The organism is Solibacillus sp. GQ1, assembly GCF_059758555.1.
The window spans coordinates 1-13,995 of record NZ_JCAXEX010000003.1 but is presented as its reverse complement, the minus strand read 5'-3'; the positions used below and the strand labels follow the sequence as shown (position 1 = coordinate 13,995).

At 38.5% G+C, this 13,995-nt stretch carries 11 protein-coding genes and 1 tRNA gene; 5 read left to right on the top strand and 7 right to left on the bottom strand.

Going from position 1 to position 13,995, the window contains the following annotated elements; all coding sequences use genetic code 11:
• Window positions 1-331: 331 nt before the first annotated feature.
• Window positions 332-1,261, bottom strand: a complete 930-nt coding sequence (locus tag AC6CH1_RS14340) for an AEC family transporter (RefSeq protein WP_498318132.1) — start codon at window positions 1,259-1,261, stop codon at window positions 332-334.
• A gap of 158 nt (window positions 1,262-1,419) precedes the next feature.
• A complete protein-coding gene (locus AC6CH1_RS14335) occupies window positions 1,420-3,372 on the bottom strand; it encodes an S-layer homology domain-containing protein (RefSeq protein ID WP_498318130.1) in 1,953 nt (650 codons plus the stop codon).
• A gap of 139 nt (window positions 3,373-3,511) precedes the next feature.
• Here AC6CH1_RS14335 and AC6CH1_RS14330 point away from each other — a divergent pair, with 139 nt between their 5' ends.
• A complete protein-coding gene (locus tag AC6CH1_RS14330; RefSeq protein WP_498318128.1) occupies window positions 3,512-4,573 on the top strand; it encodes an S-layer homology domain-containing protein in 1,062 nt (353 codons plus the stop codon).
• A gap of 141 nt (window positions 4,574-4,714) precedes the next feature.
• A complete protein-coding gene (locus tag AC6CH1_RS14325; protein WP_498318126.1) occupies window positions 4,715-6,868 on the top strand; it encodes a leucine-rich repeat domain-containing protein in 2,154 nt (717 codons plus the stop codon).
• A 46-nt stretch (window positions 6,869-6,914) separates the two neighbouring features.
• Here AC6CH1_RS14325 and AC6CH1_RS14320 read toward each other — a convergent pair whose 3' ends face one another.
• Together AC6CH1_RS14320 and AC6CH1_RS14315 are read right to left on the bottom strand one after the other, a co-directional pair.
• Window positions 6,915-7,913 carry an MBL fold metallo-hydrolase gene (locus AC6CH1_RS14320; RefSeq protein WP_498318124.1) on the bottom strand — a complete coding sequence of 333 codons (999 nt, stop codon included), beginning with the start codon at window positions 7,911-7,913 and terminating at the stop codon, window positions 6,915-6,917.
• 129 nt (window positions 7,914-8,042) lie between these two features.
• Complete coding sequence (locus AC6CH1_RS14315; protein ID WP_498318122.1) at window positions 8,043-8,552, bottom strand: DinB family protein; 510 nt, start codon at window positions 8,550-8,552, stop codon at window positions 8,043-8,045.
• 52 nt (window positions 8,553-8,604) lie between these two features.
• Here AC6CH1_RS14315 and AC6CH1_RS14310 point away from each other — a divergent pair, with 52 nt between their 5' ends.
• The gene (locus AC6CH1_RS14310) at window positions 8,605-9,366 is read left to right on the top strand and encodes an IclR family transcriptional regulator (protein ID WP_498318121.1); all 762 of its coding nucleotides are present in this window, start codon (window positions 8,605-8,607) and stop codon (window positions 9,364-9,366) included.
• A gap of 29 nt (window positions 9,367-9,395) precedes the next feature.
• Here AC6CH1_RS14310 and AC6CH1_RS14305 read toward each other — a convergent pair whose 3' ends face one another.
• Window positions 9,396-10,610: an FAD-dependent monooxygenase gene (locus AC6CH1_RS14305; RefSeq protein WP_251690461.1), complete on the bottom strand. Its 1,215-nt coding sequence runs from the start codon at window positions 10,608-10,610 to the stop codon at window positions 9,396-9,398.
• A 239-nt stretch (window positions 10,611-10,849) separates the two neighbouring features.
• On the opposite strand from AC6CH1_RS14305, the gene AC6CH1_RS14300 reads away from it, so the two are divergent.
• Together AC6CH1_RS14300 and AC6CH1_RS14295 are read left to right on the top strand one after the other, a co-directional pair.
• Window positions 10,850-11,800, top strand: a complete 951-nt coding sequence (locus AC6CH1_RS14300) for a fumarylacetoacetate hydrolase family protein (protein WP_498318119.1) — start codon at window positions 10,850-10,852, stop codon at window positions 11,798-11,800.
• Between the two features lie 57 nt (window positions 11,801-11,857).
• A complete protein-coding gene (locus AC6CH1_RS14295; protein ID WP_251690459.1) occupies window positions 11,858-12,982 on the top strand; it encodes a cupin domain-containing protein in 1,125 nt (374 codons plus the stop codon).
• Between the two features lie 403 nt (window positions 12,983-13,385).
• Here the strand turns inward: AC6CH1_RS14295 and AC6CH1_RS14290 are convergent, their stop codons facing one another.
• Both AC6CH1_RS14290 and AC6CH1_RS14285 read right to left on the bottom strand, forming a co-directional pair.
• A complete protein-coding gene (locus AC6CH1_RS14290) occupies window positions 13,386-13,808 on the bottom strand; it encodes a hypothetical protein (protein WP_498318117.1) in 423 nt (140 codons plus the stop codon).
• Window positions 13,809-13,923: 115 nt separating this feature from the next.
• Window positions 13,924-13,995: transfer RNA gene (locus AC6CH1_RS14285), tRNA-Glu, on the bottom strand.

Genomic DNA, 13,995 nt, shown 5'->3' with positions numbered 1-13,995 from the left:
TACGAAAGCGTTATTGATATCCAACTATAATCGCTTACAACCGCAAGTATCTGAGGGGATACTTGCGGTTTTTTTTATGGAAAAAGAGCTGCCACATAACCCAAAAACCCATTTTTCTCTATGAGAAAAATGGGTTTTTTAGCTGTGCGTAAAATTGATTTCCATTCCGGGACGCTTTCCGCGGGCACGGCCTGAGCCTGTAGTCTCAGGCGTCGGTGCTCCTGTCGCTTCGCTTTCGTCGCAAAATAAATTTTGCTGTTCCCGCTGGAGTCGCCCTTCATTCCAAACAATTTTTAAAAGTAACCGTTTCTTACAAATAGTTTTAACGCTATTATGCAAATAATATTGTCGATAAATAAATAACAAACGTCACCGTTAAACAGCTGATAATCGTAGAAAACAGTACTGTCTGGGCTGCTGTTGCCGATTCAATATCATACTCAAGTGCCAAGCTCGAACTGTTTCTCGATGTCGGGAATGCACTTGCGATAAATAGCGACTGTGCCACTACCCCGTCTAAGCCCAATGCAAAAATAATAAGAAGTGCTGTTGCCGGGCCGACTATTAACCGTGTAAAGCAGCTGACAAAAATGGTTTTATTGAACATCGAACGCATTTCGATTGTAGAAAGCTGTGCCCCTAATGTAATAAGTGCAACCGCTACAAATCCGTCTGCAATATGTTCAAGTGGAATACTAAACGTTTCCGGAATCGGGACATGAAAGTAATTTAATGCCGCGCCAATAATAAGCGCATGGACAATCGGCATTTTCAAAAAGTCCCGGACAATTGCAATTCCTGATTTTGTTGATGAAATTAAATTATACAAGCCATATGTATACGTCGTCATATTCTGAAAAATAACAAGAATGACTTGTATCGCTACCCCAATTGGCTGGGTCGCGAAAATCATTTGCGCAACCGGAATCCCATAGTTGCCGGAGTTTATAAGTACAACACTGTTTTTAAAAACAGCCGATTCCTTTTTATCAAGTTTTAACAGTTTTGCGAGCAGCTGACTTAACAGCATTTGCGCACCGATAAATAAAATAATAAAAATTGTAATTTGTCCGAGCACACTCATTTCAATGGATGTTTCATAAATATTGATAAACACCGCTGCGGGCATGAAACAGTATGTAATGAGATGGGATAATGCTTTAAGGTTAAACTGAAACTTGCGCTGTAATACGGCACCTATAATAAGCAAAATTAAAATCGGTGCAACAATTTTGAAGAAAATCATCGATAAATAGACCATGCGAAAACTCCTTTTGTGCATGTGTGCTGTAGTTGTTAATTATAGCGTATTTGCAAAGGAATTGTCAGAAGATCTGACAGTTTTTCCGTTTTCAGCTTAGCGATTTTTTTCTTAAAAAAACTATGATTTCCGGATAGAAAATCATAGATTTGAGAATTTTATAAGTAATCGATTGCTATTAATGCATTGTAAAATAGTTCAGCAAACTCCCCGCGTGATAATGTTTTCTCAGGATTAAACGAACCTTCCCCATCAACAACCCCAAACAGCTCTAAAATCGCAATGCTTTGACGTGCTTCCAATGTCAGGTTTGTTACATCTGGATAGCTGAAGTTTAACTCATTATACGCCTTTGCCAAATCCTGATTTAAATAGCGGTACATGTTGGCAATAATGATGGCTGCTTCTTGCTTTGTTAGCGAGGCATTAGGTGCGAAACGGCTCGATGTGGCCCCGCTCATGATACCTGCTTCCAATAAACCTTGAACTAGTTTTAACTGCTGGGTATTTGCTATATCCAAATATTTTGATTTAGTGTTACTTGATACATCAAGTGCAGATGCAATCATCACTGCTGCATCGATTTTGCTTACTTGTTTATAGCTTTGAACTAGTCGGCTTTTCGTATTAAATAATATGCCACGCTTTGTCAGCTCTCGAATCGCACGTCCTTGATCATTGTTCGGAATATCCGTGTAAATAACTTGGCTGTTCGATGCTTTAAAAGTACCACCTGTCACTGTGCGGATAATGAATTTTGAGCCATCCACTTTAAATGATGCCGGTGATGTACCGGTTGATAGAACACGTTGAATAACTTGCGAAGTATTCGCTTTTAATTTAGCTACCGGAACATGAACTTCTACTGTACTTTCAAATGTTTTTGCACGATTTCCTTCAGTAAATTGGATGTGCAGCTGATTATTCGTCACATTTAAAGATACACCCACAGTTGCTTTAGAAGTCTGTATTTCAGATGTAGGAATAACGATTTCAATATCTCCGGCTTTTAAACGCATATTCCGGTCTGCGATGTTTTTTACTTGAGAAGCGGTAATCTGTGTTGTATATCGCCCATTTTGGTATGTCATTGTTTCATATTGGGACCAGTTTGCCGTTTTTGGAATCGTTGTTGCCACTGTACTTGCGGAATCGTCCGGAATGTAAAGCGGGTCGTATGCTGGCTTCTCAATAACTACTCCGCCTGGCTTTATTTCATGAATATAATCAGGGTAATACGTATAAACAAGTTCAATATAATGCGGATCTCTCCACATAGTTTCAAGGCGGACAAGCTTTTCCAACGCTGTTACATGTCTCTTCGCTTCCGCCGATAATTTGTTGTAAAGGGAACGAGCTCTCGCAATTTCCTGTGTCGTCGAGCTGCGGCTAATATCGTTCATGTATACATCAAATGCATTGGCATCAAGCTTTGCCTGCTTAACAACCGTATTTTGATAAATAATATAATTCTCGCCATCAATTAAAATATTGAGGTTTGTTACAAACGACTTCGCAAAATCACTCAATGAATTGTACGCCAGCCGAATACTCTTGATCTGAGCTTCGGTATATTTTGTTTTATCGATACGTTTAATGCGATCCATCACGACTTTTGCTTCTTTTTCAGCTTGGCCCTTTTGCACAGCTAAACGGCTTTCAAAGTATTCCAGGTTTGTAACTACTCGCTCATCTACTAGCTTTTTTGCCTCGCTATTTAATGCATCGTAAGCTTTTCGGGCTGCACTAATCTTAGCAGGCGTTGGCTCATCGTTGAATGTTTGAATCATTTCGGTAACTTTTTCGGCGGCGATACGATTGGCGATTTGCGCTTCCTTCTTCTTCAAGTCTTCCAAAAGTACTTCCACTTTGCCGAAGTTATTAATTTGTTGGCGTAATTCCAGCGAAAGATTGTTATAAGCTTCCTGAACTTTTTCTAGTTCCAGTCTAGTCGAGTTTGTATTCAATCCATCTATCACTTTATTAATATCTACAGGTGTTGCCAGAGAATCGCCCAACATTTCGGTTTGCTCCGCCTCTACTTCCCCCATCATGCCAACACTTACTGGGACTGCAACTAAAGCAGCTAGCATTAACTTCGATTTATTCATATGTATCACTACCTATCTCATTTTATATACCGTATTTATTATATCGGCTCTTATCCCATATTTTAGAATATAAAGTAAGTGGAATTCAGAGAAAGTCATGTTAAAGTAAAATTAATCCAATTATAAAGGAGGCTTTTTTATGAAACGCTTCTACTTAGCATTTATTTCTATTATTTTAGGGCTATCTTTTTTTACTTTTCCGGCTAACTCATTGGCAGCGAAGCAAGTGTTTAAAGATGTTCCATCAGACCATTATGCGTATGATGCGATTAAATGGGCATATGATTTCAATATTATAAACGGCTATGCTAACGGTACATTCCGTCCAAACCAACCGGTCACAGAACAACAATTTGCCCAAATTTTAGTAGGATACTTTGATTTGGAGCCTGTCTCGGGAGAACTGGAAAAGTTCACACCGAAAGCGATCCCATCTGATGCAAACTATAATACGCTTGCTGCCTATCAAGTACCTTTAAACGGCTATTTTCATAACAACATCCGAGGAACTGCTGTAAAGCGTGGGACTGTTGCACAGGCAATTGCCTATATAGCAGATGGACAAACGACTTTAAATAAAGCAATCCGTTTTTTACTCGATCATCATATTTCTAACGGACAAAATGCAAAGTATGAGCAAACTAATTTACAGCGTTTTTTCGGTACAACAAATAATTTAACGCGTGCACAGCTTGTTCTATTTTTTTATAACATGCAAAATAAAAACTTCTTTTATCGTTCAGACATAGCAGAAGAAAGCTTTGCTAGTAATAGCCCTCTTTATCAGCGTGCTACCTCAGCCCGCAATATGCTAGATCGCTCATTACGCGCAGGTGCAAACTGGTCCCCTGCTGCCGACAAGAAGCCAAATAAAACTTGGGACGGCGAGTATACGTATTTTCATACTTACGGGAAAGGCGACTTGGATTCAAAGGGGCGTGTATTAACAATCTCTAATAGTACGAAAACCGGTTTCCAATTGATCTATTATACGTATGACGGCTGGGCATCCGGCACTATTGAAGGAACAGCGACATTCACAACCGATACAAAAGCGCGGTTATCCAAAACAGCAGATGGTGACCGTTGTGTTATTGAATTCGAACGGCTTACTAATAAGACAATTAAAACAACCGAGTTTTATTGTGAAGCCGGCCGTGATCAAGGAACGACATATAGTGGAACGCTCACTTTAGAGTAGCAAAAAGGTTCTTGTCTAATAAGGTGGCAGGAACCTTTTCAAGTTGTAATTTACCATTAAATAATATTGATTTAATTTTGAAACTTATTTCCAAATAATCCGTCTGTACGTTAATTCCAAAATAAAGAAAGGATTTAACCTATGAAAAAAATCATTATCTCCTGTGCGTTAATGCTCGTTTCTATTATCGGATTTTGCAGTTCTGCAACTGCTGCACCATATGAGACATACAAAAATTTTCATTATGTAATTTTTACAGCTGAAAATGGAAAACAAGAGGTACGAATTATTGGCTCTTCTGCACCAAAAAATTTAACTATTCCCGAAACAATCGCCGGCTTTCCTGTAACGGAAATTGCGGATAATGCTTTTGCGATTGATACAGAATGGTTTAATTATGATGCGCCTGATTATGAAGAGAGAATCGTCCATACCGTTAGTTTTCCCAAAACGTTGAAACGAATCGGTGATGGAGCATTTATAAACAACTCTCTTCAAAACGTTACATTACCAGTCGGACTTGAAGCAATCGGGACAGAAGCCTTTATGGGGAATTCCATTTCATCCCTTACTGTTCCAGATTCAGTCACAACAATTGGTTCATCAATCGTCGGCGCTCTATACAGCGATCGTAATGTAGATGTGACATTACCTGCTCATTTACAAAGTAATCAGGACCACCAATATGAAAATTTATATTATGCTATTACCGAATATAAAGGTAAACAGGAAATTAAAATTACCGGCTTTGACGAAAATGCAGGCGCTGAGTCGTTCAATATTCCGGCTGCCATCAATGGCATTCCCGTTACCGAAATCGCACCATTTGCCTTTACAACTAAACACTCCATCGTTTCAGCTACTGACAAAGCATTGAATAAAAAGCCATTTAGTATAACATTGCCAAATACAATTCGTGTTATCGGACCCTATGCATTTGCATCCGTTAATTACGATAAAAATATGCCGCTTCAACTTCCTGCTAGTGTGGAAGTAATCGGCAACAATGCGTTCAGCTTCAGTGAAAACATATTTGGAGGGAAAACTCTTGTCTTACCGAACAACTTGAAAACTATTGGTAAGGAAGCATTCAGCAATAATAAAATTGCCGGCGTCTCGATCCCAGACTCTGTTACGCACCTTGGCAAAAAAGCCTTTTACGCAAACCGCTTGTCACAAGTAAAAGTCGGCAAAGGGATTAAAACCATTCCAGACTTCGCTTTTGCGAACAATGGCATCACAAGTTTAACTTTACCGAATACATTACAGACAATTGGCCACAGTGCATTCCAGTACAATAAGCTGCCGCGCCTATCATTACCGAACAGCGTAACAAATATAGGACAGTATGCATTTGCCTTTAATAGTTTGACTGCATTAACGTTGTCAGATGGATTAAAAACTATTTCGGCCAATGCATTTGCGAACAATAAACTAACAGATGTAACAATTCCAAAATCTGTCGTGGCCATTGAAAGATTCGCTTTTCATACAAATAAACTTAAATCTGTGAAATTCCCGGCAACATTAAAGCTAATTGGTGACCAAGCTTTTGAAACAAACGAATTAACATCGCTAGCACTCCCGGAAAATGTGCAAAGTATTAAGTACGGAGCCTTTAGCGATAATAAATTAACTAAAATCACCATTCCGTCAAAACTAACTGTGATTGAAAGCTTTGTATTTGCGGATAATAATTTAACTAAAGTGACGATTCCTAATAACATTAAAGTTGTCGAACAATATGCATTCATAAACAATGCTTTAACATCTGTTTCATTAAAATACGGGTTAACATCAATTGGCCAGCATGCCTTTGATATGAACAGGTTAACTTCCCTCGTCATACCGGACAGTGTAACAGCGATGGGACCGTATGTATTTGCTAATAACAAATTAAAATCAGTCCAAATTTCTAAAAATATAAAAGTATTGAAAGAAGCTGCGTTTGCGAACAATGCGCTAAGCTCGGTTTCGATTCCTTCTAAAGTAACGACAATCAGCAATGGTGCGTTTTTCAATAATAAGCTAACAAAGCTGACAGTGCCTGCAAATGTCCAGTCATTAGAGTTCAGTTCAGTGCTTATGAACCCGCTGAAAACCATTACATTACAAGGTAAGAAAACAACGATTATTAAATCCGCCGACATTAATAAAGCATCTGCTAAATATGAATTTGGTATCAATACAAAACCGCTGAACAATCTTTATACAACGAGTAAGTATACAAAAGCTTTCGCAAAATGGAATAAGCCCCAAACAACTCCGACGACACTTTATGTGAGATGGAAATAATACGCTATAACAAAAACAGCTGCCTCTCCCGGGCAGCTGTTTACATTTATTTTTCAATCAAACTTGTAACGGTAAAATACCATTCCCTGTCCCGCAACTCACGCACAATCAAACCGCGTTGTTCTGCCAGAAGTGTTAATCCGATAATTTCAGAAATAATAAATGTAAAATATTTCGCAAAGCGGGCACCATAGATTGCTTCTCCTATTTGTTTCGCAGTATGATGATGTCCTTCACTTATTTTAGATACAACCTTTTGCAGCTTGTATTCTATTTTACTTAAGCTTTTCTCCATCACTTCATTCAAGTTTTCATAAATCTCTTTATGTCCGGCAAACACGGTGCGCACATTGTAAGCTTTCATTTTTTCAATCGAGTCTATATATTGGCTAATCGGGTTCGTTACGTTTCCTGATTCGTCATGATCGATTAAAGCATTCGTCATACCAGTAGCCAATAAAAAGTCCCCCGCGAATAGCCATCCTGTCTCCTCATCAAACAAACAAATTGAATCCGGTGAATAGCCAGGAGCAGTCATTACGCGTAATCCTCCGATTTCTTGCCCGTCTTCCAGTTTCATAATCGGTGGATAGATCATCACCTGTTCTTTATTTTGAAGGGTATTCTCCATTTTTGCCATTCGTTCACGTCCAAATTCTGGTACCCCGTATTGCTCATACAAATCATAGTAAAAGCTAAGCTTCTGCTGTAAATAATCATGCTCACACTTCAAACGAGGAATGGCAATTTCACTGGCATAGACAGGAATCGGGTAATCATTCGTTATTTGATTTACTACCCCGATATGATCATTATGAAAATGAGTTAAAATAATACCGGTAATTTGATTAATTTCTATATTATATTCTTTCAATTTCCTATAAAAAAACTGCTCAAATTCCTCATTTTTAATGCCCGCATCGATTAATGTATAATTTTCTCCATTTTGGTAGACATAACAGTTAATACTCCCCAATCCACTATAGTCAGAAGGGAAAATAATCGGATAGACTGCTTTATTCCCTGTTTTTATTATTGTATCCACTTTTCCACCTGCTTCCACTGTTTTATACGCAGAAAGGGCATGCCCCGAAATCCATTCCAGACAGCCCTCTCTATTGTATCTTTATAATACCTTACTATACGCACATCAAACAGTGGATACTTCCGACTCTTACTCTACTTTTTGCGGCTGTACCAATTCTATATGGCGTTGCATCTGCCCTACGTGACTTTCAGTATGCAATACAATTAGATGGTTGATTAGAAATGATAACGGCTTGCCATCAAAATTCGGGTTGTAGCTAGGGGCTGTTTTCTCTAAATCTTCCTGTTGCACTTTTGCAAAGCTTTCGTTCACTAAAGGAATGAGCGCATTGAGCCTTTCAATCGCTTTTTCCTTTGAAACAGTCGCTACATAATTTACATCTACCGCCGCTAAACGACGGACATGTTCATGGTTACGTCCCCATTTTGCTCCTGGTACGACTAATAACGCTTCTAAATCGGCTACCCAAAACTCGATTGCTTCAATAATATGAGCAGCGATTTGCATAACCGACCATTTTTCTTCGGATGGTTTTTTATACAGCACATCCTTCTCTGTTACACTTATTAGATCAACCATACTATTGATGCTTTTCTCGAAACTTTCAAACTTCTTTTCCATAACATTAGTTTTCATGATATAATCTCCTTATTTTGAATGACTTTTTAAGAAAGGTGAATAGAATACTATGTCAAGCAGTACTACAATCGGATCATTATCATTAGGTATTCAAATTATCGATGTCGTTGCGCAAAGCGACCACCCACTACGTTTTTCCGATATTCAGGAACAAACAGGCATTTCTAAAAGTAATCTCTATAAATATTTAAATACACTTATCCAGTTAGATTTGCTTTATCGTGATCAAAAGACCGGTAGCTATTCACTCGGCTATAAATTTTTGGAATACGGGAATGCTGCCATGCAAAACGACGATTTTATCGAACGCCTTACACCCTATTTTAAAGAACTTAGCAATCTCACAAATATGACGACATTGCTATCGCTTTGGGTAAATGATTCCCCGGTTATCACAAATATTTGGAATACGAATTTTGGCTTAAGTATCGGTGCGCAAGTCGGTACGAAACTGCCGATTAATTCATCTACAGGAAAAATTTTTGCGGCCTATGCTAATTCCTTGGAAATTACGAACTGGATTGAAGCTCAGCAAAATGAACTTACCAATTTTGATGTTGCGGCTTTTCAACGCGAGCTGAAAGGAATTCGCAAAAACGGGTTTTCGTTTGCACATGAGCCTCTTGTCCGTCATGTTTCCTCTATCGGTTTACCAATACTCAATTACAAAAATGAGCTTGTCGGTGCCATCACAGTTGTTGGCTTTGAAGAGGACGTTCCTACAGACACTTCATCTGAAATGATGCAGCAAATTATTGATATGAGTAAAGAAATGTCGACTGTATATGGCTTTAAAGAGAAAGGGAACTAATCCCCTTTCTCTTTTTAATTTTCCCTTATTCAGCTCTTAACTTCACTTTTGCGTGTGTTGAAGTAATTATATAAAAAGTCTGCTACATCATAGTTTGTTTCCTTGTGACTGCCGAATAAATGATCACGTAATAACACAAGCGCACGGTCAAGGTCGTCAGCTGTATTTGCGTGAATAATTTCACCCCAGCGACGCGCTGAATTTTGTACCATTGCTGTGCGCGGCTGGCGCTCTTTCTGGTAGCGTAGAAATGCTTCATTGTATGTTGCTTCATTTTCCAGAGCTTCGCCTAATACATATGCATCTTCAAGTGCCTGAGCACCGCCTTGTGCTAAATATTGAAGCATTGGATGAGCCGCGTCTCCCAATAGTGTTACATTTTCATCTGTCCAGTTTTCAATTGGAAGACGGTGAAACATCGGCCAGCGGAATTGAGTCGAAATATATTTTAACGCACGTTCTACATCCGGATGTGCACCTTCAAAGCGTTGTTGCATTTCTTCCGGTGTACCCCAATCGCCTTCCGGTTTATAGTCATATGTTTTGAACACAACGACTTGATTATATAACTCACCGCGACGAACAGGATATTGTACTAAGTGTAAGTTTGGTCCAATCCACATAATAACGTCATCCATTGCAATATCGCCTTCAGCAGTAATCTCTTCAATCGGTAATGTCCCACGGTATGCTACATACTCTGAACAGATCATTTCGTCTTGAGAAAATAGCTTACGTACATTTGATTTAATACCATCTGCCCCGATTGCTGCTTCTGCTGTATAGGACTCACCACGTTGGTTTGTAATCGTTACTTGACCTGGCGTTTGTGATACTGTTTGGATTTGCTCATCGTTTTTAAATGAAATACGGTTATTTTTCAAACATGCTTCATATAAAACACGGTGTAGATCCGAGCGGTGCAATACAACGTACGGCTGCTTGAAACGCTCCTGGAAACCGTCAGTCAAATCAAGTACAGCTAATTCCTTTGCCGTATAAATATCTTTTAGCACTAAGCGCTTCGGTACGACCGCTACATTCAATATTTCTTCTTTAACACCTAATTGGTCTAATACATGCAGTGCGTTAGGTGCTAATTGGATACCTGCTCCTATTTCTCCGAATGCAGGTGCTTGTTCTAATACTGCTACCGTTTTATCTGTGCGTTGTACTATTGAAAGCGCTGTCGCTAAACCACCAATTCCCCCACCAACTACAATTACATCACTAATATTTGTCATATCATTACCTCCGATTCTATAAATAGAGAACTTTGTTTACTTATAATGAAAATGTAACGTAAAAGAGAAACATTTGTCAATAATATTTCTAAATTTACTGATAATTAATTGATTTTAATAGGTCCTAAATCACTTATTTAAAAGATTTTTCTGAAAAATATTGACTTTACTACCTAAAGTACTTTATATTTTCTTTAAATAGAGAACTTTGTATTCTATTTCGATAAAGGAGGATAACTATGAAATTAGTCAACTATACAGTGAACGGTATTACACGTGCTGGAGCGATTGTGAAGGAACAAGTAATCGATTTAAACCATGCTTTTGAAGCGAAATTGCAAGCAGAAGGTGAATATCGTTATAAGGAAATTGCCCATGCTTATGTGCCGGCAACTACAGATGGAATTTATGAAGGCGGGAAAAAATCTATTGAATTGGCGCAACAAGCTGTCGACTTCATTTTAGAGAATCCAAATGCTTCTATTACAAAAGCGATTTTTGATCGTAACGAAGTACATGTTGGAGCACCAGTATTAAATCCAGGAAAGATCATTTGCGTAGGTCACAACTACCGTGAACATATTCTGGAAATGGGCCGTGAATTGCCAACACATCCCGTTATTTTTGCTAAATTTGCCAACACACTTTTAGGTCCGGATGATGATATTCCATTCTATCCGATTTCTGAACAGCTTGATTATGAAGCAGAGTTTACATTTGTTATTGGCAAACAAGCCCGTAATGTTTCAGAAGAAGACGCCCTGGATTACGTAGCCGGCTATACAATTACGAACGATGTGACTTATCGTGATATTCAACGTCGTACATTACAATGGCTGCAAGGTAAAACAGTAGACGGTTCTGCACCGATGGGACCTTATTTATTAACAGCTGATGAATTACCGGATCCATCAGGGTTATCTGTTGTATTGACAGTGAATGGCGAAGTACGCCAGCAAACGAACACGGCTAACTTAGTATTTTCTGTACAAAAGCTAGTTGCTTTCCTTTCTAACTTAATGACATTAGAGCCGGGTGATGTAATTTTAACAGGTACTCCAGGTGGTGTTGGGGTTGCAATGAATCCTCCGACTTTCTTGAAAGACGGTGATGTTGTCCGCATCGAAATTGATAAAGTTGGTGCTCTGGAAAACAAAGTAGCAGCTGCAAATGTGCCAGTAAGTGTATAACCTTCAATACGGTCTAGTATTCTTTTTGCACAATTACTATTAAAGGAGTGAAGATGTATGGCAGGAGTATCAGAAGAAGTAAAAGAGTTTATGAAAAGTGACACGGTAAAGGATTTTACGAAAGACATTGAACAATATCATTTAGGTCCACTTTGGGAAGCCATTCCGGAAATTATGAATCATACACCAAAGCCACAAGCACAAGCTTACCTTTGGAGTGATGAACTAATTAAAAAGAAAATGGGCGAAGCAGCACAAATCTTTACACCAGATCGTGGTGGAGAACGTCGTGCAATCTATTTCCAAAATCCAGGATTAACATATCGTCAGCCATGGGGTTGGGCATCTACTACACAAACGATTTACGTAGCGGTACAAATGCTGTTACCGGGTGAAAAAGCCCCATCTCACCGTCACTCTCAATCAGCATTGCGCTTTATTTCTGAAGGACAAGGCGCCTACACAATCGTACAAGGCGAACGTATTTTCATGGAGGAAGGCGACTTTTTAATTACACCTAAAGGTTTATGGCACGGGCATGAACACGTTGGCGATGAGCCGATGTTATGGACAGACGCGCTGGATATCCCGACTTTATACGGAATCGGCGGTACTTTCTTCGACCCTTATGAAGGCGGTTTACAAGAGCCGAATATTCCGGATAACTTCACGGAAAAGCGTTATCGTGGAGGAATGGTACGCCCTGTCGGAGATGACAAGTATACAGTAGCACCACTTGCCAACTATAAATGGGATCGTACGGTTGAAGGAATTAATGGCTTAATGTCATTTGATCCGGACCCGCATCATGGTTTTGCTGTTGAATATATTAATCCTTCTACAGGTAAAGCAGCCAACCCGACATTAGGTACACGTATGCAGCACTTACCAGCCGGCATGCATACAAAGGCTTTACGCCACACGCACTCTACTGTTTATCAGGTGCATAGAGGTGAAGGCTACACGGTTATAAATGGTACACGCTTCGATTGGAAGAAAGGCGATTATTTCGTAGTTCCAAACTGGGCTTGGTATGAGCACTTTGCTTCTAAAGATTCCTACTTATTCTCTGTAAACGATATTCCGATTATGGATCGTTTTGAACTAGAAATCGAGCAAGCATATGAATCGAATAATGGGCACCAGGAAGTGACTGGAGAATTTAAAGCAGCATTCCGTTAATGCAGCATCTATAAAAGTTCTGCCCAATTTTTATAGATCGTAAAATTCTTCATTTATAATCACACAGTATAACAATTGAACTTTGAACAATTTTCCACGCATCCCTTTTATAATATATCTCAAAAAAACATCCTACATCGATAAATCGTCCATGCCGAAAGCGATTTGTCTGTAGGATGTTTTTTATTAAAGTATAAAGTTGTAATAGCTGTATGATTTACTATTTGTATGGCCTCATTACAGCTGGACAGTCTATCAGGTAACCTTCATTTTTCCCTTTACTAAATAAAAGGCTCTGTTAAATTAATTGTTGACTTTGAAATAAATAATTAGAGGAGCTCAGCAAATTAAGTTCCTCTAATTATTTTCCTTTCATGACAATACTCATACTAAATTTAACCTTTTAGTTTTCTAAATGAATAAAGCACTTTTCATATATTTCAATGGCTTCAATTTGTAAATCATTTAAATTAATCTTCAATTCAACTTCTAGCTCTTCATTTTCTTCTCCGTCCCAGCAGATGTATATTTCACAAATATCACCTTTCGGGAGCAATTCTTTTAGATAATGACATAAATCGAGAAAATTTTTTTGGGATTTTTCATAGTTATGTGGAGAATAAGCCTTATTATAGTCCGTCAATTCCCAAATAGGATTTGCAAATTGTAAAATCTTAAAGATATAGGGTGTCGTAAAATGCTTTTGTTTAACTATGTTAAGATGTTCTGCATCGGGGCAAACATAGTCAACTTCATATTCATGTTCTACATCACCTTCATTTAGTTTTATCGGAAAATTAAAGCCTATATAGACTATCATACTCATTTCTTCAAACTCCTTAACATTCAGTATTTCAAATAATTCCCTATGTTGAATTCATTTTTAAAATAACAAAAAAACACATTGCATAATTTGCAATGTGTTTTCTTTCAAGTGTATATGACCCGTACGGGATTCGAACCCGTGTTACCGCCGTGAAAGGGCGGTGTCTTAACCACTTGACCAACGGGCC